General features: G+C 63.5%; 19 protein-coding genes and 2 pseudogenes. 9 read left to right on the top strand and 12 right to left on the bottom strand.

Annotated features, from left to right (window positions below):
* The first annotated feature begins 836 nt into the window (after positions 1–836).
* Together JI59_RS24455 and JI59_RS24450 are read left to right on the top strand one after the other, a co-directional pair.
* Positions 837–1,418 (top strand): DUF7146 domain-containing protein, encoded by a 582-nt coding sequence (locus tag JI59_RS24455; RefSeq protein WP_238532680.1) that lies wholly within the window; start codon positions 837–839, stop codon positions 1,416–1,418.
* A gap of 58 nt (positions 1,419–1,476) precedes the next feature.
* Positions 1,477–3,612: pseudogene (locus JI59_RS24450) on the top strand (strawberry notch-like NTP hydrolase domain-containing protein); the annotation flags it as partial.
* Positions 3,613–3,720: 108 nt separating this feature from the next.
* On the opposite strand, the gene JI59_RS24445 reads toward JI59_RS24450, so the two are convergent.
* The 3 genes from JI59_RS24445 to JI59_RS24435 are packed head-to-tail and all read right to left on the bottom strand — an operon-like array spanning position 3,721 to position 7,306.
* A complete protein-coding gene (locus tag JI59_RS24445) occupies positions 3,721–4,725 on the bottom strand; it encodes a tyrosine-type recombinase/integrase (protein ID WP_007015940.1) in 1,005 nt (334 codons plus the stop codon).
* Positions 4,722–6,077, bottom strand: a complete 1,356-nt coding sequence (locus tag JI59_RS24440) for a tyrosine-type recombinase/integrase (protein WP_007015939.1) — start codon at positions 6,075–6,077, stop codon at positions 4,722–4,724. The genes JI59_RS24445 and JI59_RS24440 overlap by 4 nt, the downstream gene beginning before the upstream one ends.
* Positions 6,074–7,306 carry a site-specific integrase gene (locus JI59_RS24435; protein ID WP_004212848.1) on the bottom strand — a complete coding sequence of 411 codons (1,233 nt, stop codon included), beginning with the start codon at positions 7,304–7,306 and terminating at the stop codon, positions 6,074–6,076. The genes JI59_RS24440 and JI59_RS24435 overlap by 4 nt, the downstream gene beginning before the upstream one ends.
* Before the next feature lie 130 nt (positions 7,307–7,436).
* Here JI59_RS24435 and JI59_RS28255 point away from each other — a divergent pair.
* Together JI59_RS28255 and JI59_RS24425 are read left to right on the top strand one after the other, a co-directional pair.
* Positions 7,437–7,763, top strand: a pseudogene (locus tag JI59_RS28255) (strawberry notch-like NTP hydrolase domain-containing protein); the annotation flags it as partial.
* Positions 7,764–8,011: 248 nt separating this feature from the next.
* Positions 8,012–9,316, top strand: a complete 1,305-nt coding sequence (locus JI59_RS24425) for a hypothetical protein (protein ID WP_080993750.1) — start codon at positions 8,012–8,014, stop codon at positions 9,314–9,316.
* On the opposite strand, the gene JI59_RS24420 is transcribed toward JI59_RS24425, so the two are convergent.
* The 3 genes from JI59_RS24420 to JI59_RS24410 are packed head-to-tail and all read right to left on the bottom strand — an operon-like array spanning position 9,306 to position 12,774.
* Positions 9,306–10,322: a tyrosine-type recombinase/integrase gene (locus JI59_RS24420; protein WP_007015936.1), complete on the bottom strand. Its 1,017-nt coding sequence runs from the start codon at positions 10,320–10,322 to the stop codon at positions 9,306–9,308. The two genes, JI59_RS24425 and JI59_RS24420, sit on opposite strands and share 11 nt — an antisense overlap.
* Complete coding sequence (locus tag JI59_RS24415) at positions 10,319–11,233, bottom strand: tyrosine-type recombinase/integrase (protein ID WP_007015935.1); 915 nt, start codon at positions 11,231–11,233, stop codon at positions 10,319–10,321. Before JI59_RS24415 ends, JI59_RS24420 begins: the two co-directional genes overlap by 4 nt.
* A complete protein-coding gene (locus JI59_RS24410; protein WP_037485774.1) occupies positions 11,227–12,774 on the bottom strand; it encodes a tyrosine-type recombinase/integrase in 1,548 nt (515 codons plus the stop codon). The genes JI59_RS24415 and JI59_RS24410 overlap by 7 nt, the downstream gene beginning before the upstream one ends.
* Between JI59_RS24410 and JI59_RS24405 the strand changes: the two genes are divergently transcribed.
* On the top strand, positions 12,756–14,663 hold the full coding sequence (locus JI59_RS24405) for a strawberry notch C-terminal domain-containing protein (RefSeq protein ID WP_007015933.1): 1,908 nt from the start codon (positions 12,756–12,758) through the stop codon (positions 14,661–14,663). The genes JI59_RS24410 and JI59_RS24405 overlap by 19 nt on opposite strands.
* A gap of 23 nt (positions 14,664–14,686) precedes the next feature.
* On the opposite strand, the gene JI59_RS24400 is transcribed toward JI59_RS24405, so the two are convergent.
* Together JI59_RS24400 and JI59_RS24395 are read right to left on the bottom strand one after the other, a co-directional pair.
* Complete coding sequence (locus JI59_RS24400; RefSeq protein ID WP_007015932.1) at positions 14,687–15,277, bottom strand: VapC50 family PIN domain-containing toxin; 591 nt, start codon at positions 15,275–15,277, stop codon at positions 14,687–14,689.
* 12 nt (positions 15,278–15,289) lie between these two features.
* Entirely contained in the window at positions 15,290–15,748 is a 459-nt protein-coding gene (locus tag JI59_RS24395) for a helix-turn-helix domain-containing protein (protein WP_007015931.1), read from the bottom strand.
* A 256-nt stretch (positions 15,749–16,004) separates the two neighbouring features.
* Between JI59_RS24395 and JI59_RS24390 the strand changes: the two genes are divergently transcribed.
* The 4 genes from JI59_RS24390 (at position 16,005) to JI59_RS24375 (ending at position 21,409) form a co-directional block, all read left to right on the top strand.
* Complete coding sequence (locus JI59_RS24390; protein WP_041565074.1) at positions 16,005–18,059, top strand: ParB/RepB/Spo0J family partition protein; 2,055 nt, start codon at positions 16,005–16,007, stop codon at positions 18,057–18,059.
* Between the two features lie 76 nt (positions 18,060–18,135).
* Positions 18,136–19,800 (top strand): ATP-binding protein, encoded by a 1,665-nt coding sequence (locus JI59_RS24385; RefSeq protein ID WP_007015928.1) that lies wholly within the window; start codon positions 18,136–18,138, stop codon positions 19,798–19,800.
* On the top strand, positions 19,797–20,507 hold the full coding sequence (locus JI59_RS24380; protein ID WP_007015927.1) for an ArdC family protein: 711 nt from the start codon (positions 19,797–19,799) through the stop codon (positions 20,505–20,507). The genes JI59_RS24385 and JI59_RS24380 overlap by 4 nt, the downstream gene beginning before the upstream one ends.
* Before the next feature lie 2 nt (positions 20,508–20,509).
* Positions 20,510–21,409: an ArdC family protein gene (locus JI59_RS24375; RefSeq protein ID WP_007015926.1), complete on the top strand. Its 900-nt coding sequence runs from the start codon at positions 20,510–20,512 to the stop codon at positions 21,407–21,409.
* On the opposite strand, the gene JI59_RS24370 is transcribed toward JI59_RS24375, so the two are convergent.
* From JI59_RS24370 to JI59_RS24355, 4 genes are read right to left on the bottom strand one after another with little or no spacing between them, the layout of a single operon-like run.
* Positions 21,393–21,836 carry a hypothetical protein gene (locus tag JI59_RS24370; RefSeq protein WP_007015925.1) on the bottom strand — a complete coding sequence of 148 codons (444 nt, stop codon included), beginning with the start codon at positions 21,834–21,836 and terminating at the stop codon, positions 21,393–21,395. The two genes, JI59_RS24375 and JI59_RS24370, sit on opposite strands and share 17 nt — an antisense overlap.
* Complete coding sequence (locus tag JI59_RS27920) at positions 21,823–23,652, bottom strand: site-specific integrase (protein ID WP_238532679.1); 1,830 nt, start codon at positions 23,650–23,652, stop codon at positions 21,823–21,825. The genes JI59_RS24370 and JI59_RS27920 overlap by 14 nt, the downstream gene beginning before the upstream one ends.
* Positions 23,649–25,424 (bottom strand): site-specific integrase, encoded by a 1,776-nt coding sequence (locus tag JI59_RS24360; RefSeq protein WP_007015923.1) that lies wholly within the window; start codon positions 25,422–25,424, stop codon positions 23,649–23,651. Before JI59_RS24360 ends, JI59_RS27920 begins: the two co-directional genes overlap by 4 nt.
* Positions 25,424–26,557, bottom strand: a complete 1,134-nt coding sequence (locus JI59_RS24355; RefSeq protein WP_007015922.1) for a tyrosine-type recombinase/integrase — start codon at positions 26,555–26,557, stop codon at positions 25,424–25,426. Before JI59_RS24355 ends, JI59_RS24360 begins: the two co-directional genes overlap by 1 nt.
* Between the last annotated feature and the right edge of the window lie 136 nt (positions 26,558–26,693).

Below are 26,693 nucleotides of genomic sequence, written 5' to 3'. Positions count from 1 at the left end.
GCCATATTTCGATCAGAGGCTGATTCTCGGAGCAAGCTTGCTGCCTGACCTGACCTCATCCGTCAAGTCAGGTCAGGATGTTTACGCGGTGATCGCCCCCAAACGGTCAGGATAGAATGACGATCGATCGAACAACAAACCCACGAAAACCTGCGAGTCGGCGGACCCTTGGTCGAAATCGGAAATGAACCTTGATTTAGGCGTCAGAGAGAATCAGATGTTACCTACAGGAGAGCTGGGAGCGCTCGGCCAGTTGATTCCCCCAAGGAGTCAGGACGACCCCAACGGGTCAGGTCAATTCCCCCGATGGGTCAGGCTCTAGCCCCCATCAGGTCAGGAGAGCTCCCCCATCCGGTCAGCTTTATGGCTGCAAACACATGAACTTGCACCGTTTTTGAGCCACTGAATCTGAATCCTTAGAATCATGAATCCTTCCGCTGCAAGCAGCGGCGTTTCTAAAATGACTTTTAAAGGGTCAGATGCCGATTCGTGTGATCGAAATGGCCAGCCCATTCGAAGAGCACCAAACACGCTATCCGCTATTGGGGAGGGGAGTAGGGCCGAACTGGGTGGTTATGGCCATCGTCAGCAATTGCCCTACTTCGGACCTCCGCGCTCTCGTCGCTCGCCTCGGCGGGAAGTGGTCAGGCTGGACCGCGATGTGTCTCTGCCCCTCCCATGCAGACCGAACCCCTTCACTTTCGATCCGGCAAGGCGATCGCGGTATCCTTGTGACCTGCCATGCCGGTTGTGATGCAACCGATGTCCTCCGGGATCTGCGCAGGATCGCAAACCTGCCGCGCATTACCCCCGCAGAGGTATCAGGCCAGCAGGCAATGCAACCATCAGCCTATCTCGCCATTTGGCGGGCGGCTGGGCAGATCGAGGGCACCTTGGCAGAGCACTATGTCAGGAGAGTACGCAACATCTGGGCGCCGCTCGATGACCTCCGCTTTCATCCCCGGTGCCCACAAGGGCAGGGGAGTCTCGTCAGCTTCAAGCCGGCACTGCTGGTCGCCATGCGCAAGGATGGCGCAATCAAGGCGATCCAGAGGATCTTCCTCGATCCATCAACGGCAACCTACACTGACAAGCTGGTCCTGGGGCAGGCAATCGGCGCCGCCTGGACCAATGGCTTTCCAGCAAAGGCCATTGGCATCTGCGAGGGCTTCGAGACTGCAGCCGCCTACACATCACTGACGGGTATCCAGGCCTGGGCGACTATGGGTGCCAAACGCTTCCACCAGGTCAACATCCCGGCCTCAGTCGAAACCGTGATCCTGCTGGCCGATAACGACGCCGAGGGCAGGCGGGCCCGCGATCGCGCAGCCGAATCCTACCGACGCCCCGGCCTTGCAATCGAGACCGAGTGGCCGCCGGGCCGCATGAACGACTGGGCGCAGCTCCTGAAGCGGTGAGGGGAGGGGGGCTGGAGCGGGCGTGCCGCTGACCGGCACGAGCTCAGGAGTCCTCCGCATGACCACAACGATTCCGCGTGCCAGCGCCATTCTCGGCGCTGCGCGCACACTTGCCGCCAAGCTGCTCCTCGCTGTTCCGATCGGCCGCGCCGCTTTGAGCGAAGCCATGACCGAGAGTGCAGGCGGCAATGACGCCGCAGGTGCCTGGCAGCAGCGCGACAGTTTCGAAGCGCTGGAAGTCGCTCTCTCTCTGGCCATTCCAGACCTTGTAGGCCGCATGGACGTCAGCGCGGCGATCAGCACGCTTGAGGCGCTCTCGCGCGAACTGCCAACCCATACGGTGCGCAGTGAGGACCAGATCCAGTTCCAGCAGTTCTCGACGCCGCCGGAGCTGGTCCGTCTGGCCGTTCATCTGGCGCGGCTTTCCTGCGATGACGTGCTTCTGGAACCAAGCGCAGGCACCGGGATTATCGCGTCGCTCGCCAAGGGCGCGGTCAAGGATCTGATCCTCAACGAACTCGAGCCAACCCGCGCCGACCTGCTCGAGGCTGTGTTTGCGGGCACGAAGGTCTACCGCCACGACGGCGCGAAACTCAGCGCGCTGCTCTCCGGGACAGAACGGCCAAGCGTCGCTGTGATGAACCCGCCGTTCTCGGTGTCGCAATCACGTGGGCAAGATCAGAACACCGCCGCCAGGCACTTGCGTGCTGCGCTCGACCATCTGCTGCCCGGAGGCCGGATCGTCGCGATCATGCCGGACTGGTTCTCACCCTCAGCGAGGTATGAGGAAACCTTCCGGCGCACCCTCGAAGGCGCGCGGGTCGTCCTGTCGCTCCGTCTGGACAAGGGGGGCTATGCCAAGCACGGCACCGGTATCGCCGTTCGCGTGCTGGTGATCGACAAGGTGCCAGGCGAGATCGGCGTATCCACGATCAATCGCGGCTCGGTCGGCGAACTCTTCGCTGCACTGCCAACGGTGCCACTCCGGGCGCCTTTGCGCGACCCGGCTCAATCGGGCGCACCCCGACCCAAGCTCAGCCTGTTCCGCTCGGTGAAGACCGGTCCAGCCCGGCCCGTGATCGTTCGGGCGGCACAGACCAATGAGGTCCGCCCCGTCGCCTACGAAGTGCTCGACGAACCTGCCGCCATGGGCGAGCAGCGCGGGGTCTATGCCGACTACCGGCCCTCGCGCGTCGTGATCGCGGAAGCTGGCGAACACCCGACCCACCTCGTCGAATCCGCCGCCATGGCCTCGATCGCCGCGCCGAAACCGAGTTATGTGCCCAGTTTGCCCGAACGGACCGTGACGGCAAGACTGCTATCCGCCGCCCAGCTCGAAACCGTGATCTATGCGGGCGAGGCCTGGTCGCGCGATCTCCATGGCCGTTTCAGCCATTCGTCCAGCGAATTGGCGCTCAAGGAGAACCCGGACGGCCAGCTCTACCGCACCGGCTTCTTCCTCGGCGATGGCACCGGGGCAGGGAAGGGAAGGCAGGCCGCCGCCTGCATTCTCGACCAGTGGCTGCAGGGCAATCGCCGTCACATCTGGATTTCGAAGAATGCGCCGCTGCTCGAAGACGCGCAGCGCGACTGGACCGCGATTGGCGGATTGCCGTCCGATATTCTCGACCTTGCCCGCTGGAAGATCGGCGAGGAGATCACGGCGCCCGAGGGTATCCTGTTCGTTCCCTATGGTACGCTGCGCAGTTCACGCGTCGAGGATACCCGGCTCGACCAGATCGTCCGCTGGGCCGGCGAAGACTTCGAAGGCGTGATCGTCTTCGACGAGGCCCACGAAATGGGCGGCGTTGCAGGCGGGGAAGGGGCGCTTGGCCAGAAGCAGGGCTCGCTCCAGGGCATTGCCGGGGTGCTGTTCCAGAACACACTGCCGCGCGCCCGGGTGCTCTACGCTTCGGCCACCGGCGCATCGGACGTCAACAATCTTGCCTATGCGGTCCGACTCGGTCTCTGGGGACCGGGCACCGCGTTCGCAAACCGCGAGCAGTTCATCAGCGAGATCCGCGACGGCGGCATTGCCGCGATGGAACTGGTGGCGCGCGACCTCAAGGCCTCCGGGCTCTACCTCGCCCGGGCACTCAGCTTCGCTGGGATCGAGTACGACATCCTCCGCCACGATCTGACCCCGGAGCAGATCGCGGTCTACGACACCTATTGCGAGGCCTGGGGCATCTTATGCGCAGCTGCTCATAAGATCGCTTATCGCGAGGAAGCGATAATGCGCAGGAACGCGGCGTAGGCCCCGCCAGACTGCGGAACATTACGGCATTTCCTGCGCATTATTTCACAGGGTGTCGAGCCACTCCATCAGGCTGGCATCCCGTTTCCACGAAGGGGGTACGTTGCTCGCCGCCGGCGCACCCACCTGTTCCAGCGCCTTTCGCTTGGTCTCGAGATTGGCCTGTGCGTAGTGGTTGGTCGTGTCGAGGCTGACATGCCCCAGCCAACTGCGGATAACGGTAATGTCCACTCCGGCTGCTACAAGGTGGACGGCGGTTGCGTGCCGGAAGCTGTGCGGCGTCACATGCTTGGACCGGAGCGACGGCACAGCCTTGGCTGCCTCGTCAACATAGGCGGCGAGTTTGAACCGCACGCCCGACGCGCCCAGCGGCTTGCCATATCGGTTGACGAAGATGCGCTCGTCTGGCGCACGCGGTTGGCGTTCCAGTAACTTTTCGATCAACGTCACGGTTTCCGGCCAGAGCGGACAGATCCGTTCCTTGCGCCCCTTGCCATTGAGGCGAGCGCAGTGGGGTGCATCGAACCGGATCGCGTCGGGGCACAGATCAAGCGCTTCCTGGATCCGCGCGCCGCTGTTGTACAGGAACGAGAGCAACGCATGGTCGCGCATTCCCGCGACAGTGCTCCGATCGGGTTGGGCGAGAATCGCCTCGACTTCCGCCGGCTCGAGATAGCACGGCGCGGATGTCGGTTCCCGCTTGAGCGGTACGGTCAGAACCTCTGCGCATTGCGCGACATATTCCGGATTCCTGTCCGCCACGAAGCTGAAGAAGCTGCGGATCGCGGCGAGCCGGCAGTTACGCGTGCCGATCGTGGACCCGCGCCCATGTTCGGTATGGTGGAGGAACGCGCGCACCTCGTCGGCAGAGATATCGGCCAGTGCGACTCGCGCGACCCCGCCGCCTTTTCGCTCGGCGATAAAGCGCAGCAACAGCCGCCAGGTGTCACGATAGGACCGGATCGTATGGACCGAAGCACTGCGTTGCTCGACCAGCCATTCCTGGAAGAACGCCCGCAACAGAGAGGGGAACGGGTCGCTTCTCGTCATGGCCGCGCCTCCATGGTGAGGCATCGGGCGCCGACGGCACGGAAGCGTTCGCTTGCTTCCTGCAGCAGATCCTGCGTGACGGTGATGTAGACCAGCGTGGAGTTGATATCCCGGTGGCCCATGTAGGTGGAGAGGAAGTGCAGCTTGTCCTGCGGATTGACGCCGGCCCGGTACCATTGGAGTATCCGGTTGACGACCATCGAATGGCGCAGATCGTGAACGCGCGGCCCCGTTCGCCCGGTCGGGGCCTTGAACCCGGCGCGGCGCATGACATCGGTGATCATCGTCGAGACAGACCGCGGCGTGTAGCGATCATTGAAGTGCCCGTGCCAGAACAGACCTGATTCCGGATTTTGCGGCGCACCTGCGCGCTGCCTTGCATCGATATAGGCGCGCAGTTCGGCGAGGACGCTGCCTGTCAATGGCAGGATCCGGGTCTTGTAGAACTTCGTTTGCCGGATCGTGATCGTGCCCGACTGGAAGTCCACGTCGCCCAGATCGAGTCTGGCGAGTTCGCTGCGGCGCAGACCGGCACAATAGGCCAGAAGCACCATGGTGTAGAGGACCATCGGTCGCAGCGGTGCATTTGGCGACGGGTAGGAACGGGCAACATTGAGCATGTTCCGGACATCGGACGGGCTGAAGATATGCGGCCGCCGATGTTCTCGCGCCACTTCCCGTTCGGGCCGGGCGTCAAAGCGTTTCGGCGGGATGCCGGGATCGAGGCGATGCCGCGCCTTGGTCAGGAGGCGCCCGAGCTTCTGGCATTCAGCCGCGTGATTGCGAGTTGGTTTGGCCGCCTTCCAGCACGCCAGCATGGTTTCAAGCGATGACCCGGCAAGTTCGGGGTTCGCCTGAAGGAACCGGTCGAACCGCAATATCCAGTGGCCCTGCGTTTCATACTGATAGCCCCGGCTGTGCATCAGCGCGACATGATCGCGCATGAAGTCGCCCAGCACGCTGCCGAAGGGTGCAGGCTGTCGCAACGCGGCGAGTTCCTCATCGGGATTGGACGACGCCAGCGCGCGCCAGATCGGCTTGCTGTGTTTGACGTTGTACCGACGGCGAAGCGCGACAATGGGATTGTCGGCGATCAGTCCGATTTCGGCGAGGTGGTCAAGGAAGCGATCGACGATGCAGACCTGGTTCAGCAATGTCGACATTCGCCAGCGTCTTGCCATTTCCTTCAGCCAGGCCTCGAGCATCTGCCGGTCCACCGCCGGATGCCGGCGGGCAACATCTTCGAAGGTGCGAAGGAACCAGCGATAGGTCGGTACGCTTCCCGGCCGGAACTGCGATTTTACCAGGAAGGCGTCGACGACGGTGCGATCGGGATCGTGCCAGGCGCTCATGACAGCACCTCCATTCCAGGCACATCGAGTGCCACGGCTCGGAGATCATCTGTTGCCAGTTTGAGATAAGTATTGGTGGATTCGGTGGATCGATGCCCGAGCACGTCGCCGATAATCTTTTGCGGGACCGACGCCCGCAGCATTTCAACCGCACGGGCGTGACGGAACACATGCGGTCCCCGCTTCCCGGGCGGTTCGACGCCTGCGGCCGACAACCGTCCCCTGACCATGCCATACAGGTTCGTCATCGCGATATAGGGCGCGCAGGACCGGACGAAGACCTCCCGCGCTTCGGTCCGGGGCCGCCCATGGCGAAGGTAATCGAACAGCGCCTCGCCAACCGGCGCCAGGAGCGGCATGGCGGAATGCGCATTGGTCTTGGTGTGGCGGATATGCAGGGATTCTTCGCGCCAGTTCACGTCCTCAAGGCGCAGGCGACAGATTTCGCCTTCGCGCAGGCCATATGTCGCAAGCAGCTGAAGTATCGCATGATCGCGCAGCCCTCGCGGCGACAGGTCCGTCTTCGCAGCTGCCAGCACCGCCGCGATTTGCTCCGTGTCCAGCGTCGAGGGCACATCTTCATAGGCGTAGAGCATGGGACCGATGATGTGCGGGGTGAGATCGGTCGGGATACGACCCGTCCGGTGCAGATAGCGGACCACCGAGCGGAGCCGCTCCGCAACATCCGCCAGTGACTTGCGCCGCAGGCCAGGCCCGCGCATGTCCATGTAGAGATCGACATCCCTGACATTCAGTGTTGCGAGACCAGCTCCGCCGCCGCGATCGAACTGCCAGCGCAGGAAGTTTCGTGCCTCCCACATCGCCGCCGCAATGCTCGCACTCGCCAGACCGCGTTCGTCGCGCAGCCATGCCTCGTATTCGCAGCAGATCGCATGGCGGAACGCCGCGTCGGGTCCGGTCAGTTCCGGTTCGGGAGGCCATTTGCCCTGGGCAAGCCGAAGCAGCTTGGAAATCGCCGTGCGCGGCAGCTTGTGCCAGCGTGGGCTGGGATCCCGGCCATACCGGGCCTGAAAATCCTCGATCGCATAGTGGAAATACTGATCGACCTGCCCGGGCGTCACGGATTCCACCCGGATATCGCATTCGGCCAGGTAATCGAGAAACGCACGAGCATAGAGGCGATGGTTCGCAACCACCACGGGATTGTAATTTCGCTCCGTCAGGAAATTCGTGAGCTTGGCGATCAGCTCATCGTGCAACTTCAACATGATTGTCTCCTCGGTTGGTCCAGAGACCGCCGAGGTTCGCAACCAAAATAATGCGCAGCAAATTTGCGCCAGATAACGGAAATTCCGCGACTACGCCGCGTTCCTGCGCATTATCGCTTCCTCGCGATAAACGATCATTCACCAGAACCTTGAGGCCGCGCTCGAACTCACCGGGATCGTCGATGGGCTTGAGAACAGGACGCTCAACAGCGGCGCCAAGGCGGCGGCCCGCAGCCGGTTCGAGGGGACCAAGCAGCGCTTCTTTGCGCAGGTCCTCCTCTCGCTGAAGCTGCCATCGATCTATCCCGCGATCGACGAGCATCTGGCGAACGACGAAAGTGTCGTCGTCCAGCTGGTCAGTACCGCGGAATCGATCCTCAACCGGCGTCTCAATGAGCTCGATCCTGACGAGCGCGAGGCGCTGGAACTGGACCTTTCACCCAGGGAATATGTGTAATGTTGAGCTCAACATTAGATCGCTTCTTTGCAGTCGCAGTTTATGTCGAGCGTGGCGGCGGGAGGCGCAGGTTTCCTTCGGTTTTCCATGATTTCACTCCAGATAATTGCCTGACAAGGTTGAATGCTAGGGCCGTTAGGATTGTCGGCACCGCTGGAATGGTGCAGGTTGTAGAAAATCCCCGAGGCAGTCGTTCGTCGCTTTCAATCGAGGTCCCGATGCAAGGCTGTCCGCCATGGAGATCTGCCATGCCGAGCAAACTGCCCAAGCGCCCCATTATCGTTTTTCTCGCAGGGATTTTTCTGGGCTTGCCCGGCGTCGCATGTGCAGTGACATTGACGTCATTAAAAGGCATGGATCTCGAAGGAAGCTATGGCTCGTATGCGCCGCGTGGCGATTGCTCCCGAGGGGCGAGCCTTGAGATCAACGAAACCGGTTTTACTTTCAAAGCGTCTGGTCAGACTGTAAAAAGCACCCGGTTTGAGTACGCGGCTTCGTTTCTTGGCCCGACCTATGAAGGCATTAGCGCGGTCTTTTTTCCTTTTCCTGTCAATGCCAACGATTTCGGACGCGTGATCTTGACGGTCAATGACGACGAAAAGCGAGGCGTAGTCCGCCTTGAAGCAGACGTCGCGCCGGGACAGCGCCTGGATCCGTTCAAGTCAGCGCTCGTGTCGCAATCCCCATTGCTCTTGTGCAATGGGTCTGGGCTGGCATCTGCTGCTTCAAAAGCACCGCTGCAAGCAAGGCCAGTCTTGGGAAAACCGACGCCGCTAACCTGGACCAATCTTGCCAGTTCCGTAGGGAAATTCCAAAGTGATTCCGATCCCAACGGAATAGATCTTTTGACAAGTGGTCCGATAGCTGACGCGATACGTTCGCGTTTGGGCCGCAAAACAGACCTGCTGGCCAGCAATCTTTCGGCGATATCCGGTCTCCAGCGACAAGGGTCTCTCTATTGGGTTACCGGAAATGCGCCGCATCAAGGCGGTGTAGAGCAAGCCTATGTTTTGCTTGATGCAAATCGCCGTGCTGTTCAAATTGGCCTTTGGGAAAAGGGAAAGTTGACGGTCTATGCGCCTCAAGGAGGCCGCTTGCCCGTGCCCCAGGACATTGCTCGCCTGCTTATGGACAGCCCACCTGAGGACGCAGTGCCGCTGCCTGGGACTGCTTGGGAGGTCGTGCCGGTCCAAGGTCGCGCCCCAATGGCCTATGTCGATGTAGCTGCTTCGCCAAACATCAAGTCGTTTAGCCTGTTTTGTGAAGGCAACCGCCCCATGATGGCCATGCTCCTTAACAAGCCCGCGACGGTGCCGCGCGTTACGGTTACATGGAATTTTGCTGGTCGATTAATTGACATTCCGACCGGCCGCGCTAACGCTCAGAGCACGTTTTGGCAGGCCAACCTCACTGGTTCCCAACTCATTCCGATGCTTCTCCGTCAAAACGGTTCGGTTATGCTGCGCATCAACGGCCGCCTCGAAGGCGAAGCTTTGTTGGCGGGAGCGCCACTGGCGCTTCGGACTGCGATGCGGAACTGTGTCAAATTTTGACATGACCTCCTGCACGTATTTCCTGAAGCATTGATAGTAGATCGTCGCTTTGCGGCTTGAAGCGCCCGGGCCTGATGGCAGGGGCGCCGTGCGCCGCGAGAATTTGCAGCTTTTCCTCGGGATCGGCGCGCAAATAGGTCTCAGTGCTCTGGATGCTGGCGTGCCCGAGCCATAATGCGACCTTGCGAATGTCCCCGGTCGCCGCGAGCGTGTGCATTGCGCAGGAATGGCGCAGCACGTGCGGTGTTACGCGCTTGCCAAGGATCGACGGCTGCTTCTCTGCCGCGCGCTTGACGTGCTCCGCCAAACGGAACGCAAATCCGTCGCGGGTCATGGGTTGCCCGCTGGCATTGAGGAATATCTCGGCAGCTTGCGCATCGGGACGGATCGCAAGCCACGCGCGCAATGCGAACTGAGTCTCCTTCCAGAGCGGGAGGACCCGTTCACGCCGTCCCTTGCCCATGATGTGCACGGTGGACAGGAAGCGGTCCGGGAAATCGCGCAGTTGTAGCGTTACGAGTTCCGACACCCTCAGCCCGCCAGCATAGGCCAGATGCAGCATTGCGCGATCGCGGGTGCCAAGGCGTGTCCGGGGATCCGGGGCGTCGAGCAAAGCCTTGATCTCTGCCCGGTCGAGGTAGTCGATCAGCGCCTTGTCGGTCTTCTTGGTAGGGATCGATCTGACGCGAAGGGCCTGATCCAGGCAGGCCGGAATACGATACTCGATGTAGCGGAAGAAGGACCGGATCGCGGCGAGCCTGCCATTGCGGGTCCGAACACAGCTGCCGCGACCGTTCTCGACATGGTCAAGGAAGGCCATGATCATGTCGGTGCCGAGATCCTCGATCTCGAGATCGGTCGGCCGACGCTTCAGCCGATCGGCAGCGAACTGGACCAGGAGGACAAAGCAGTTGGCATAGGTCTTCACCGTGTGCGGACTGACAGCACGTTCGCGCGGTAGATGTTCACGCAGGTAGATCGAGAGATGCGGAGCGAGTGCCGTCATGCCGCTTCTCCCCGGTAAAGTTGCTCGCTGGCGACAGCGATATCGCGCAGCAGCACCGGAGTGGCCTCGAGATACCAATAGGTGTTGGCGACCGACGCATGCCCCAGATATACGCTGAGTCCGGCCATGTGGTGTGCGATGGCTTCCCTGTCGCGCGGACAGGACTCAAGGGAACGCACGGCGAAAGTGTGCCGCAGGTCGTGTAACCGCATCCCGGCCGTTCCGGTCGGTCCGCGGTATCCGAGCTGCCGGGCCAGCCTGACGAACACCACGTGGGCGCGCACCTTGTGTGGTGCTCTCCCCCGAATGGTCACGAACAGGTCATTGCCCGTGGCGCCAAGCCTTGCTCGGGTGGCGAGATATGCTTCGAGCGCCTGACGGGTCGATGGCTGCAAGGTAATCAGCCGCTGCTTGCCGAACTTGCCGTTGCGGACGATCAGGCCATCCTCGACCAGATCGTTGCATTGAAGAGCGAGGGCCTCGGAAATCCGGAGACCTGTCGCCGCCAGCAAGCCGAACAAATAATGGTACGTGTATGGGCTGATCGTGTCTTGGGACGCAACGTCCAACGCCGCGGTCATGATCGCCCGGACCTGTTCCGGTTCGATGATGGTCGGGGTCGGGCGTGGCCGCTTGCCCCGACCGAAGACACCGACAGGCGGAACCTCGTAAACTGGATCATCGGCTTGGATAAAGCGGCTGAAGTTGCGAACGGTATCGAACCTCCGGCGGGCCACATTTTGCGAACTCGCCGTGTGGCACCAGTCGTAGATCCGCTGGACTTGGATGTGCCGGTCGCCGAATCCTTCGGCGTAGGCGGCGTACAGGCGCAGCATGCGTTCCTGTTCAGAGAACTTCCGCCCGAGGCTGCGATGCAGCGCCACGTATCTGGAAATGTGGATGTTCAGCATGACTGTTCTCCCGGCCAGGGCTGCGCGATCTTCATGAGCATCGGCAGATCGACCTTGGCGTAGATGGCAGTGGTCTCGGGCGAGCTGTGACGCAGGATGGTCCCGACGGACTCCAGGCCTGCGCCTGCGCGCAGCAGGTTGGTGGCAAGCGAATGCCGGAATATGTGTGACCCGGTCGGCACTCCTTCGATCCCACCGCGGTCGCGCGTACGAGCGACGATGCCCGCGATCTCAGCGGACGAGCGGAATGGCCGAAACGGTGCTTGTGCACGCAGGAACAGATGCTTTTCGGCGGTCTTCGGGCGGGCTGCCGCAAGATATGCCAGGATCGCGTCGCCAACATCCTGCGGCAATGGCAGGCGGTCCGGTCGACGCGTCTTGCCCTTGACCGTCAGGTGGCCGGATCGCCAGTCGATGTCGTCGAGACGCATGTCCTGAATATCGGCAGCCCGCAGGCCGAGCCTGGCGAGCAGGAGAATGATGGCCTTGTCCCGGACTTCCACCGGACGATCTGTCGGACAGGCCGCAATGATCCTCTCGATCGTTGCCGGGTCGACATGGCGCGGCAGCGTCGAAAGGCGGTAGCGCTGCACTGATGGAACTGCATGCAATAAAGCCGGCCGGCACTCGCCACGCACGACCAGAAACCGGATGTAGCTCCTCATTATCGTGACGAGCAGCGATGCCGAGCCCGGCGTCTCCTTGCTTCGTCGTTGGAATGCGCTCCTGAGTCCGGCGGCATCCCATTGCGTAGGCTCGCCCAGCATTGGCATGAGCCGTCTGATATCAGTCCGGTAGCGCCGGATCGTCTCGTCCGTGGCGCCGCGGTGTTGCTTGAGCCATGCCAAGTAAGCCGACATGTGCGGGTCATCGTCCGCCACCGGTTCAACCAATGGGATGGCGCCCCGGCCTCGCAGGAACTCGACGAAGTGCCGTGCGCATCGCCGCCGCCGCTTGGTGCCCGTTGCGACCAGCTTGCCCCGCTTGCGCCAGACCGGGCATCGGCAATCATGCGCTGCATAGTGGTCGATGATCGCGTCATCGATCTCGATCCATTGGCGCCGCGCCATGCGAAGCCAGGCCACGAAATGCTCGGCCTCGGACCGATAGGCCTGTGCCGGTCCCTCGGCAAGTTGCAGGCGATCGATCGCATCGGAATAGTCGGCGAGGTGCCGTGGCAGATCGTCGATCCCGTCGTCGACTTCGACGTAGCCTTGATCTTCCAGGAACCGGACGAAGCGCCTGACCCTTGCTGCTTGGTCAGCCTTGTAGTGCGCTTGCTGCGCCGAATACCGGTGGCACCGGCACCCATGCTTCTCGAACCGCCGGACAGCCCGATCGTCAATCGTGCGGATCGCGATCTTATGCAGGCCCAGCCAATGCAGGAAATGGCGGACCGCCGCGCCATACAGAACCGCACAGCCTGACTTCTCGTCGAGCGACAGAGAGGAGAGGAATGCGGTGAGAAGGGCGCCGTGACTGGGCGGGTCTTCGACCCGGAGCGGGGCCGCTCGAAACGGCAATGATGATCTTGATCGCATGTTGGTTCCTTCGACTTGTTGAGGTCGAGGGAACCGTAATTATCTGGAGTGAAATCATGGAAAACCGAAGGAAACCTGCGCCTCCCGCCACCACGCTCGACATAAACTGCGACTGCAAAGAAGCAATCGTGGACTACCTCACCCGGGCCTTCCCGACCCGGCAGATGGAGGAATACACGGACGAGCTCGGCGACGTGCGCTCGCGGCCGATGTGGGATGAGGCAGGCAATCCGGTCCACAACCCGCAGGCCGAGGCTGCGCGCGCAGACCTGATCGAGCATATCTGCGCGATGCCGCCGATCCCGACCGCGCTCGATGCCCTGCTGGAGCACTACGGCGTGACTGCGGTTGCGGAGGTTACTGGGCGCAGCAAACGCCTGGTTCGTGATGGTTCGGGCCAGCAGCGCCTCGAGAGCCGTTCGCCCCGGACCAACCTTGCCGAGACCACTGCGTTCATGACCGGGGCCAAGCGCATTCTCGTGTTCTCGGATGCGGGAGGTACGGGGCGCAGCTATCACGCCAGCCTTGATGCCAGGAACCAGCAGCGCCGGGTCCATTTCCTGCTCGAGCCCGGATGGCGCGCCGACCGTGCGATCCAGGGCCTGGGGCGCACCCACCGTACGCACCAGGCCTGTTCGCCGCTGTTCCGCCCAGTCACCACCGACTGCAAGGGTGAGGCGCGGTTCACCAGCACGATCGCGCGGCGGCTCGACGCACTGGGAGCGCTGACCCGCGGCCAGCGCCAGACCGGCGGGCAGGGGATGTTCGATGCGTCCGACAATCTCGAGAGCATCTATGCCAAGCACGCGCTGCACGACTGGTACGGCCTTCTCGCTATGGCCAAGCTCAAGAGCACGACCCTGTCCGAGTTTCAGCGGATGAGCGGGCTTGAGCTCACCGACCAGGACGGGGTCCTGCGCGAGGACCTGCCGCCGATCCAGCGCTGGCTCAACCGCATCCTCGCCATGAAGATCGCGGTGCAGAACGCGATCTTTGACGAGTTCCTGACCCTTGTTGAAACCCGCGTCTCCGCTGCAAAGGAAGCCGGGACTTTCGACATCGGGGTCGAGACGGTGGCGGTCGAGGCCTGCGAGGTGCTGTCCGACACGGTGATCCGGACCGACCCCGTGACCGGCGCGACCTCGCACCTGCTTGAGCTGTCGCTGACCCAGCGGCGTAAGGTCCTCTCGCTCGAGCGCGTGCTGAAAATGGCATCCTATGAGGAGCAGCCGCTGTTCCTGCGCAATGACAAGTCGGGCAAGGTCGCGCTCGCGGTTCCGGCACCCTCGCACATGGACGAGGAGGGCCACATGATCCGGCGCTACGAACTCGTGCGGCCATTGCGGAGCGAGTACCTCCGCGCCGACCGGCTCGACGAGTCCGCCTGGGAGCCCGTCACCAAGTCCCGGTTCAGCGCGCTGTGGGAGGAAGAATACGCCGCCGACGAGAGCCAGCTCGTCACCGAGACGGTTTATCTCGCGACGGGGCTGCTCCTGCCAATCTGGGGCGCGCTTCCCAAGGAGGACCTCACGGTCAACCGCATCGTCGACAAGTCGGGCGCCTCCTGGCTTGGCCGCCATGTCCACGACCTCTACGTCGATGCGACCCTCGAGAAGCTCGGTGTTGCCCGCAAGGCGCAGACCGATCCGGCCAAGATTGCCGCCGCCATTCTCGGCGGGGGCACGTGGAAGGCGCCGCATCCGCTCAATTTTACGATCCGGACGTCCCGGGTGAACGGCTCCCGAAGGATCGAGATCGTCGACGCTGAAGCCGCGCGCATTCCCGAGCTCAAGGCAAAGGGCTGCTTCACGGAAATCATTGCCTACAAGACGCGCGTGTTCGTCCCGGTAGACGGAGCAAGCGAGATACTTCGGCGGGTCATCGCCTAACCGTCGGCTCGCGTCATTGCAGGTCAGATGGATTCAGCGTGGCCACTCAGGATCGAAGCGGTGACGAACAGTCCATGTGCCTCCAGAGAGCGCAGGTAGTCCTCAGCAGACATTTCCGGCCGCTTCAGCCGAATGCGCAACGTCCGGATGGCGGCAACCGCCTTGCCCTCATCGAGCGCGATGGTGTCTGTGATGAACTCGTCGGCGGTTCGCGCTTCGATGTTGAGCGGCGCGAGAATTGCGGCCGGGAAATCGCTGATGTTTTCGGTCACGACAGCCTGGGCCTGCGTCTGGACTGCAGCGGCCAGCACATGCTCGTCAATGGCGTCGGGAAGTCCGAATTTCAGGGCCGCGACCGAAGCGTGCGCATCAACGAGGGCTTCGGGGAAGGCCTGGTGCATCGCCTCGACCGATCGGGCCGCCCTTGCGGACGCGTCCTCGAACCCACGCTCGGCAAAGATCTTGTCCAATGCCGCGCGAGTCTCATCAAGGATGCGCTGCGACCAGCGCACACGGAAGAATTCCGCCTCGGCGAGAGTGAGCAGCAGATCACGACGCGGTGCGCTGACCAATGTGCAGGCATCGACGAGTGCGGTGTAGCGATTGGCGAACATGGCAGGGTCAGATCAATACAGGTCCGCGTCGTCCGCAATCAGTTCATCCATCGCCTTCGAACGGATCTTGTCGCGCTCCGCCTTGTACGCGAACACGTCCTCGGCCTTGAGCCGCCGATGCCGTCCTACCATGCTGTGCGGGATGTCACCCTTCTCGATCAACCTGATCAGGTAAGGGCGCGAAATGTTGAGCAGATCTGCTGCTTGCTGGGTCGTCAACATCTGCTGGATTGGCACGAGCGTGACAGCATCCCCGCTCCCGATGTGACGCAGCAACTCGAGGAACAGGTCCGACATCGCCGGTGTCAGCGAGATTTCTACCGGCTTCCTGGTCTTGGGATCGGGTATGTGCAGCTTGGCCTCACCGGCCTTCTGCGAGGCAAGGATGCGCCGAAGCTGGTTGGCGATCTGCCGATCATCGGCAGAGGGCAGCCTGTTGCCAAAGGGCAAGGCATTGGCTGGCAGTGTCATCGTTTCTCTCCGCTGATGGCGATATTCCCTAGCGCATATTCGCAATAAACGCAACCAAGTTGTGCGCCTCAGGTTCCGGCGCAGGTCCGGTCCATGAGGCATAAATGATCGATTTATGCCTCATGGACCCAATCGAACCGCCTGGAGACGCACCATCGCGCCTGAGAGTTCGGGGAATCCTGAAGCCGTGAGGGGAGGGGGGCTGGAAGGGGTGAGCCGAAGGGCTCGGCCAAATCCGGCTTTCAGGAGCACCCCAATGAACGACATCGAATTGATCCCGCTCGGCAAGCTACGCCTGTCCGAAGCCAACGTCCGCAAAAACGACAGCAACCTCTTCATCGAGGAACTCGCCGCCAATATCGAGGCCAAGGGCCTCCTCCAGAACCTGATCGTCGTGCCCGCCAAGAAGCGGGGCATGTTCGACGTGACCGCAGGCGGCCGCCGCCTGCGCGCCCTCAACTTTCTTCTGACCGCCGGCAAGCTCCCCAAGGACCACCCCGTCGCCTGCCGAGTGCTCGACATCGATGCCGCCGAGCAGTCCGAACTCTCGCTGATCGAGAATGTCATCCGGCTCGACATGACGCCGACCGATGAAATCCGTGCGTACAAGCACTTCGTAAACGAGGGCAGCGACCTCGACGCGATCGCCAAGCGGTTCGGTCGCACCCGCCGGTTCATCGAAGGCCGCCTGCGGCTCGCTGACCTCGCCGATCCGATCTTCGCCGCGCTCGAAGAAGGCAAGATCACCCTCGACGTCGCCAAGGCCTATGCGACGACGCCCAACCACGACCGCCAGATGATGGTCTGGAACGAGCTGTCGAATAGCTGGCAGGGCAACAACCCTGATTCCATCCGCCGTATGGTAACGCACAGTGCGATCCGCTCGTTTTCGCCGATGGCGAAGCTCGCCAGCGAAGCGGAATACCTTGCCGCTGGAGGCAAGATCGAACGCGACCTCTTTACAGAGGACGGCGGCGAAACCTGGCTCGATGCCGAGATCGCCCAGCGCATTGCCGGCGAGAAGCTCCAGGCCTTTGCGGCCGAGGTCGCCCAAACTTCCGGCTATGCCTGGGTGCGCCCGATCCTCGAGACGCGCGTCACCTACAACGCGACCGAAGATCTGCACCAGGTCCATCTCGAACCGGCGCCGCTCTCCGATGAGGAACAGGTTGAGGCTGACAAGCTGCTCGAGACGATCTCGGCGCTGGAAGCCGAAGGCGAGACGCTCGACGAGGACGACGAGGCTGCCGCCGCCGAGTTTCAGGAGCGCTGGGATGCCGCAAGCAGCGCCTATGATGCACTCCACGACAAGCCCCCGGTGATCCCCGAGGAGATGAAGGCGAATGTCGGCTGCTTCGTGATCATCGGCGCCGACGGCCAGCCTGCGGTCGCGAGCGGCCTCTATAGCGACAAGCCGCTCGAACGGCGCAAGGCGCGCGGGGGCGACGCGGGCGAGGGCGCCAGTGGGACTGCAGGGGAGGGCGGCAACGCCTCGTCCGCACCCAAACCGCTCTCGCAGAAGCTGGTCGAGGAACTTGCTGTACAGCGCCGCGACATCCTCGCGATCAACCTCGCCTCCAACCCGGCGATCGCACTCGACTATCTGATCTTCGCCATCGCCGACTCCCGTGCGCTCTACAGTGCGCAGGCTCTCGGAACGACGCTCCGCGCCCCGTCGCCCTCGCTCTACCTCGCCAATTATCCCGAGAGCCCGGCGCATACGCTGATGGCCGACATGCGTGAGACGCTCGACCTGTCGTGGACCGAACATCGCCGCACGGTCGACCGGTTCTCGGCGTTCAGCGCGCTCGACGACGATGCCAAGGCAAGCTGGCTCGCCTGGTGCATGGCGAAGACGCTCGAGGCGAGCATGGGGATCGACAAGAAGGCAGGGCAGTCCGGACCCGAGCCGATCGACCTCCACGATCATCTCGCCGCCCTGATGGGGATCAACGTCGCCAGCCACTGGCGGCCGACCTCGGCCAACTACTTCGACCGCGTGAGCAAGCAGGCGCTGCTCGCCCATGTCAGCGAAGTCGGCGGCCCAACCATGGCGGCAAGCTTCATGGGTTCCAAGAAGGGCGACCTCTCGGCCTCCTGCGAGAAGCTGTTCGCCGGTGAGACCATCGTCGCCCCCGAGGTCAAGGAAGCCGCGCTTGCATGGGTGCCCGAGGCCATGCGCTTCCGGGTGCTCGCCGCGAGCGAGCCCGATGATGAAGCGCCGGTCGAGCACGAACCCGAGAGCGATGCCGGCGAAGTCGAACCTGCCGAAGAGCAGGACGCCCACGCCGGCGAGACCATCGACGCCTGAACCAGCCTTGCCGGCACGCTGCCCGCGTATCTCACGCGCCCAGCGGCAGCGTGCCGGTCCATCCAGGAACCACCGCATGACCATGATCACCAAGCTGCGCGCCCGGGTTTCCCCCGAGGCGATCTCAAAGGTCACCCGGATCTTCAACGGGACCCTCGATGACATTTTCAACGAGCTTTTCCAGAACGCCCGCCGCGCGGGCGCGGGCCGCATCACCGTCACCGCCGATCACGCGGCGGACGCCTGCCTCATCACGGTGAGCGATGACGGCGCCGGGATCGCCGACCCGGTTGACCTCCTCTCCCTCGGGGCATCCGATTGGCCCGACGAGTGCCGCGCCCGCGAAGACCCGGCGGGCATGGGCTTCTTCAGCCTGGCCGGCCTCGACACCGTGGTCAGTTCGCGGAGCGCGGGCGGCGCGTTCTCGCTGGCGATTACGGGCGATGCCTGGACGGGCGAGGCCGACATCGATGTGCTGCCCTTCGATGGGCCGCGCGGCACGACAATCGCTTTCCGCTTCGATCCGCAGCCCGATGGCAAGCTCGAACGCTGCGTCGAGGCGGCGGCGCGGTTCTTGGCCGTCCCGGTCAGCTACAACGGCAAGGCCTTCGCCCGCGCCGACTTCCTCGCCGATGCGCACAAGGTCATCGAGCGCGAGGGCTTCCGCATCGGCGTATTCCGCGACCGACACTCGCCGCACATCGCGACGCTCAACTTCCATGGGCTTACCCTCAAACACGCCTTTCCGGTCGTGAAGGAAGTCCATCACACCCAGTGGTCCGTGCAGGTCGACGTCATCGACGCGCCTGATCTCGTCCTGGTGCTGCCCGCCCGCAAGGAAATCTACCGCAACGCCGCGCTCGACCGTCTCGTGGCACTCTGCCGCGAGGCGATCTTTTCGGTCATCCGCGAGGAACCGTTCCACCGCCTGAGCTTCGAGAACTGGATCGAAGCGAGCTTGTATCACGACGACTTCCCGCAGGCGGCGCGGCAATTGCCGCTGTGGTACCCGACGCTTGCCCGCGACAGCTACCGCGAGGTGCCGCGGTTTGCCGACCTCGAGCCGGGTGCAGCGATCTATGACGACACCGACTCCTTCGACGCGGTCACCTTCGGCCGCGCCTTGCGGCGCTCTAACGGCGGCGAGATGCATCGCCTTGGCGGCCCCGAACCGCGCGCCTTCTACGACCCGATCACCAATTTCATCGGCTATCCCTGGTACGATGCGCTTCCGGCCTTCATTCGCACCGGCGAGCGCTTCACCTTCGATGACGGCATGCCCGCGGACGAAGCCGAGGCCGTCACCCTCCGCCCCGACGCGATCACGATCGAACTCACCGATCAGCACGACCGGCGGCTCGATCTCGAGACCGACTTTGCGATTCTGGAAGATGCCGACTCTTGGGGCGATCCCGACTGCGCGCGCGTTGCGCTGACCCGGACCGCCGCACTCGGGCCCGACGATCTCACCGACCTCATCGTCGATGCGGTGTTCTCGCGCTCGGACGATTCCGATGCGGACAGCTACGACACGCAGGAGACCCGCTTCCGCCACGATGCGGCGGTACGTGCCCACGCCATCCTCGAAGGCGAGGACGCGGCGATCCTTGCCGGCCTCCGCATGGCCTTCGCCGACCGGGTCGCCTGGCGCATTCCGCATGGGCGCACGCTGCGCCTCTCCTGGTCGAGCGCGGCTGCCGACCTCTCGCTCGAGCCTGCCCAGGAGGGCCTGGCCCAATGACCCGTCACCCCAAACCCGACGTCGCGCAGGTCATCACCGACCTGATCCTCGAAAAGATCGCCGCCGGCACCGCCCCGTGGCTTAAGCCCTGGACCTCGACCAGCACGCGGCCGCTGCGCCACAACGGGGTCCCCTATTCTGGGATCAACACATTCTTCCTCTGGGCGGTCGCCGAAAGCCGGGGCTATGCCAGCCCCTACTGGATGACTTTCCGCCAGGCGCTCGAACTCGGCGCGCATGTCCGCAAGGGCGAGAGCGGCTCGTTCAGTGTGTTCTACTCCTCGGCGCGCAAGACCGACACCGATCGCGAGACCGGTGAAACGACGGAGAAGACGATCCGGTTCATGAAGTGGAACCACGTGTTCAACGCCTCGCAGATCGAGGGGCTGCCGCCGCACTACTACCCCGAGCCGCCCGATCCTAAGGTGATCGGCGAGCTCTCGGCCGGGGTGCAGGCCTTCCTCGACGCGATCCCGATCCGTGTCGTTCACGGCGGCGACAGCGCGCACTACTCGCCGGGCACCGACACCGTCACCTTGCCGTCGCCAAACGTGTTCCATTCGATCGAGGCGTACTTCTCGACCCGCTGTCACGAGGTATGTAACATCGCAAGTGTCCTCGTTTCGAGGGCCGTCGATGGCCTTTGCGCCCTGCTGTTGCCGCAAAATCGCAGGGCCAGCCTTGCGATTTCAGGACGGGAGTCCTGATCATGCGCAGCACCGAACGCACGGATATCTACACACGCGTCACCAACGAGATCGTCGCAGCCATCGAGGCAGGGGCAGGTTCCTGGACCATGCCGTGGCACCATGACGGCTCAGCGACGTCGCGGCCAGTCAACGCTGGCACCTGCAAGCGCTACCGGGGATCCAACATCCTCAGTCTGTGGATCGCGGCGCAGGCCGCGGGCTACTGCTCCGGGCGCTGGGCGAGCTATCGCCAGTGGCAGGCGCTTGGCGCCCAGGTCCGCAAGGGCGAGCAGGCGACGACCATCGTCTTCTGGAAGATCAACCAGCGCGGCGAGGATGCCGAAGATGGGGACGACGAGCAGGAGGGGCGTGGTCGCGCTCGCATGTTTGCCCGTGGCTACAGCGTTTTCAATGAGGCCCAGGTCGATGGCTATGCGCCGCCAGCCATCGATCTCCTGTCCGACAATGCGCGGCTACAGAACGCCGATTCCTTCTGGGCCAACCTTGGCATTGAGTGTCGGCATGGCGGCAACGAGGCGTATTATATTCCTTCGGAAGATCGCGTGCAGATGCCACCCTTCGCTCAGTTCAGGGAGCCTGCCGCTTATTATGGCACGCTTTTCCATGAAGGCCTGCACGCCACAGGAGCAGCCCACCGCTGCGACCGGGATCTGTCCGGCAGGTTCGGGTCGGACAGATACGCAGCGGAGGAGGCGATCGCAGATCTCGGAGCCGCACTCGTCATGGCCGATCTTGGTATCGCGCATCATCCGCGACCGGACCATGCGGCCTATATTGCGTCATGGCTACGCGTGCTCAAGGCCGACGCTCGCGCGATCTTCACGCTGGCCAGCAAAGCCCAGGCGGCGGCTGACTGGATGCATGCCCGGCAACCGGAGCAGATTAGCGCGGCCGCGTGATGGCGCCTGTGGCGGGGGCTTCAGGCATTCGCCGCAGGATCGCCGTGAGCCGATCCTCAGCGCTCCTCGCCCGGTGCAGCAGTGTCATGTTCTCGCTGGCGAGTTCGCGACGTTCCTCACCATGTCGGCGCGCATCGGAGCGCAGATGCGCAAGTGCGGCCTCGAGTTCTGCGATCCGGGCCGCAAGGTCCCGCATAGGCGTCGGTCCTTCAGCAGCCACTTCGATTTCATCGAGGATGTCGCGATGTGTCGTATAAAGTGGATTGCGGCTGCGTCCGGCCTCGCGGGCCACCGAGGCCGGCGTGATCCGCACCACCCGCCCGGCGTGGTCGGGATGCCGACCCTCGCCGCGAACCAGCCTCGCCAGAGCCGCCCGGTAGCTCCTCGCTGCCGATTGTCCGCGTGGGTCCACTTCACTCTTGCCCATGGTCATCTCCGATTTGCGCGAGCACCCGCTCGCATTGTCCGATTGCTTCATTCAGCACGGCTGCGGTCATGGGATTGGCACATGGCAGAAGCGCAGCATTGCGCTCCCTGCGATCCCGCCAATAGGAACCGTGCTTCGCCTCGATCACCATGTTTGCGCACGAGAGACAGACCGCTGGCGCGCGTCCGGCTTCGTCGGGTTCGAGTTCGCCGCCGCAGCGGGAAGTTTCCTGCTGGAACACGCACCAGCCATAGTCGCAGGCATGGATGCGCAGGTCCGTCTCTTCGAGGATGAACGCCACGTAGTCCCGCCGCACCTGCTCGCCTGCGCGGCCGCGGAACCGCGCGTTGCGGGCGACGATGCGTTCACCCATCTTGCCGCCGAGCTGCCTTGCGGCAAGTAGGCGGTCCAGCGCTGCAGCGGTTTCGGCACGCGCTTCGTGATTGATGAGGCTGTGCAGGTCGAAGTCGCTGCCGACGTAACCGCGCGCGGTCATTGCCACCGAGGCATGCTTGAAGTGATCGGCGAGGCCCAGGAGCTGCGTGCGGTCGCGACGAGCCACGAACCGGGCGAAGGTCTTGCGGAACTGGTGCGTGCTGAACTGCCAGGGCTTCCCGTCATGGTCGGGGACGCCGACGTGGCGTGCAAAGTCGTTGATGCGCCAGGCGATGTGCATGTGGGTCACCGGCACGATCTCGCCGTATTGCGTGTTCTTCACCAGGAACAGCTCCTCACGCCCCGAGGCAGCGCGCAGGGGTGCGCTCAGGCGCTCGAGCAGATCGACCGCGCGGGCCACCGGTGCGGGTGCCGTCCAGCGTTCGACCCGCCCATCGGGATCATCGACCGTCTTGAACAACCGTGCCACCACATAGGCCTGATCCACCCCGGTCTCGCCGATCGGGCGATACTCGATTGCCCCGACCTTCATCGACAGGATCTCGCTGACGCGCATGCCAACGAACCCGGCGATCACGATATAGCAGGCTTCGACGAGGTGGACCGCCGCTTGCCGCGCCGCATAGGCCCCGTCGAGGCGTTCGCCCGATGGATCGCTCAGCCTCGCGGCGCGCAGCGCCCTGCGCACGTGATAAGAGGCTTGCCGGAAGACGCCGGTCGCAAGCCCGCGCTCCCGCGCTTCGAGGCGGATCGCTTCGGCCATCACGATCGTCTCGCCGTGCTTCTCGATCCACCGCAAGGCTTCGTTCAGGATCGCGATTGCTTGCCGATCCGGGATGAACGGTATGGAGCCCTTGCTGGCGCGGGTGTGGCCTGCGGCCTCATAGGTGGTTTCCAGCGGCAACGGGTCGATCAGCGGTGCATCGGCCAGCTTTGAACGCTGCCGGTAGAGATCCTTGATTGCGAGCAGATAGTTCGTGACGGTGGCGGGCCTGATCGAGTCATGGCCGGCGCGCGATGGTCGCCTGCGCAACCATGTGCAGAACCGCTCGACCGCAGCAGGGTCGATCTCGGCAAAACGGCTGAGCCCTTCGCCCGCCATCCACCCGATAATCGGACGCAGCAGCATCGCCTTCTGCTGGAGCGATGTCGCTGAGGACCGTTTGCGTCCACGCGGTGGATCGAAGTGCATCGACCACAGGAAGTGCTTCGCCGCGCGGATCAGGTGGGAATGATCGTGCCCGCTGATCCTGGAGCACTCCGGCATGGGAGCGGCCCAACTGAACCGGTTTTGATCCGCGCGGCGGCCTGCGGTGCGGATATCGAGCAGCCATTCACCGTCGCCGAACCGGCTCCAGGGGGAGATCGGCGCATCCTCCCATGACGACGACATTGCGAGCGGGCGGGGGTGCGCGGTCATTCGATCGGTGGCAGTTGCGGCAGCGGCGCCCTTGCTGCTGCTTCAAGCATCGCATCGGGGAACCGGGACAAGATATCGCGCTCGAGGATTTCCAACTTGGGCGCGTAGAGCCGCCGCCAGCGCTCTGGCGCCATACCGGCCCGACCGTCGGTGAGCGCAACCCGCGTCGCAAGGAGACGGGTCAGTACGTCCTCCTCGAGCGGGATCACGGCATTGGGGCAGGTGAAGCACCCGAGCCAGGCTGTGCACAGCTCGCCCTTGCGCTGGCCTTCGGCGACGCCAGCCACGGGATCGCGGCAGATGAAGCCTGCTGCGGTCGCATTGCTCAGATCGGGGAGCGCCTCCGTTTCGGGCGGGGTTTCGGCATCGCCGCGCACCACCTCGACGAACCGCGCTTGCAACTTGCCGATCGCCATAGCCTGCGCCTTTCGGACCCTGGGGCGATCCACATAGCGCTGCGTCGTATCGGGAGTGGCATGGTTGGCCAGCGCCTGGGTTTTCAGGATATCGTGCCCAAGCCGTTCGTGCGCGAGCGTCAGCCCCGATGCGCGCAGCGCCGCCAGTGTCAGCTTGAGCGGCTTGCCGCTATCGTCGAGCAAGTCGTGACGATTCACGAACCGCCGGGTCAGTTTCGAAGCCAGGTAATCGGGGATCACGCCCGTGCTGCGCGACGCACGTATGATGCCGGTGAGGAACAGGCGATCACGGTCGGGCATCGGCGCATGGGGCACCAGCCTTTCGGTCATCGCCAGCACCTGCTCGATCAGCACAGGTACCGAGAACTTCTTGTCGCGCAGGAAGCTGCGCCGTTGTTCGCGGCCCGCCCGCCCCTTATGCCAGCTGACCATGACCCGCCCTTCGAGCAGCAGATGTTCGCCCATGCAGTCGCGCCGCATCAGCCTGAGCGCCTCGGTGTTGGCGTAGGTCTGCGCACCGATAGCGATCATGTAAGCGACGATCGTGTCGGGCAGCGCGAACAGACGGCCCGCAACCCCGCCCATGCCGCCATGACGGATCGTCGCAAAGTGGAGCCGCCAGAGCTCGGCACCCTTGCGCAACATGTCTTGGACCTTGGGCGGTACGCCGCCGAACCGAACGTCGATCACTGCGAGCATCACGCCGATGTCGCCGAGATCGAGTTTCGCAAGGTCCGGCTCGGCGGCGATCACCGCCCGGTCGACGCGAGCAAGCGCGCAGCGCCCCTCCTCGAACAACGACCAGCCTGCCTCGATGTCCTTTCGGGCGGCGGCGAGTACGCGTTCCATTTCATGGCGGCTCAACGCCTCGCGCTGGCGCGCTTCGGCATTTTTACGGGGGAACGGGTTGAACGGGATCTCGAGATCGGGATGGACCAGGTCGGGCCGGTTGCGTTTGAGCCAAGCCATGTGTTGCTTGATGATCGACCAGACGGTGTAACGCGTGCCCTTGCTCCAGGGTCTGGTGCCGAGCCAGACGATGAACGCATTGAGCACGCCCGTATCGACATCGCGCGTCGCCGCGATGCTGGTGTAATGCTCGCCCAGAAAGGCGAACCACAGTTTCAGGTTCCGATAGACGCTCACCCTGTTTGCCGGTTGCCTGACGGCATAGTGGTGGCGGAAGGCGAGCGCCCACTCGGCGGCCATTGCGGGCCGCTCGGCGAAGATCGAGAAGTCGAACGAACACTCGAGCTTGCCGTCGGCATCGACGACATTGACGAGCAGCGCTCCTGGATTGCCGATGAGCGGCTCGGGTGACGGCGCGACCCGGTAGTCCTTTTTCCCGCGCGGCATTACAGCAGCGCCGCATAGAGATCATCGACTGAGGCCTCGATCACCGACAGATCGGTTTCGACGACGCGCAAGTAGACCGCTGTGGTCGCCAGGTCGGCATGGCCGAGCAACACCTGCAGCGTGAGCAGAGGGTTGAGTTCGGGATTGGTTTGGGCTTCGCGCTGCAGGAACCGCAGCATGGCTGCGGCGAAGGTATGCCGCAGCGCGTGGAACGTCGCCGTCACGCCTGCCGCTTCGGCAGCCGCCGTGAACATCGCGCCGATCCTGCGAGGTTTCATCGGTTGCCCCCGACAGGTCAGGAACAGAGCTTCGGGGTCACGATCAGCTCGATTCACCGCAGTGCGTCGGACCACGATGGCCCGCTCCTCTCGGACATAGGCTCGGGTGCGGTCGATCAGTGGGGCCGGGGGATAAATCATCCGCGAGCGCCCGCCCTTGGTTTCGTCGATCTGCACCGGGATCATCGGTTCGCTCCCCGATCTCTTCAGGTGACGCACGGTCAGACCCGCGACTTCCATCCGGCGGATACCCGTTGTCACTGCCCACTCGACGATCAGCCGGTCGCGTGCCGACATTCCGGCCATGATGCGCCGGATCGCTTCCGGCACCAGCGGACGTGGCAACATGGGCACGTGCCGCATGGTCAGCTCGTTGGCCTGAGCTCGGCCGCCGTTAGCATCGACGTGGGCAAGGAAGCCCAGCGGACGGCTGCGCGACAGTGAGATTTCCTGGCCCGCGAACGGGACCTGCGACATCAGCCCATTGGCAACGCTCCACCGGTAGAACCGGCCTATGGTCCTGAGGCGCCCGTTGATTGTGCTGCGCGCGAGAGGCCTGCCACTGTCGCCGCGAGGCCGGAGCATCTCGTCGCGATAGGCGGCAAGCTCGCCCGGGCCGATTTCGTTCCACGCCCAGCCATTGGCCTCGAGCGTCTGCCACCAGTCGTAGAGGGCTTCGCCATAGGTTCGCCAGGTTTGGGAGCTGCGCGTCCTGCCGCGCACCAGTGCGATGTGCATCAGCCATGCGCAGACTGGTTCGATGAGCCGCATCCGTTCGTCGAGGAGGATGGGGACATCCTCCACCGATGACCCGTCAGGCCGGAACGCCGACGTCGAGAACAGCAGCTGCGCCATACCCACTCCACGATTGCGACCGGACAGGGAGGGCCCTCGGGCCCTCCCTGTCCGGCAGAGAAGAGGGGGCTCGGATCATGTGTCCTGCTTGATTGGCAGAAGAGGACAGAAAGGACACGTTATGGATGGGACCTAC

The sequence above is a fragment of the Novosphingobium pentaromativorans US6-1 genome (genome assembly GCF_000767465.1).
Lineage (GTDB): Bacteria > Pseudomonadota > Alphaproteobacteria > Sphingomonadales > Sphingomonadaceae > Novosphingobium > Novosphingobium pentaromativorans.
Note: the sequence above shows the minus strand (reverse complement) of the source record. Positions and strands in the feature narration are given on the sequence as shown.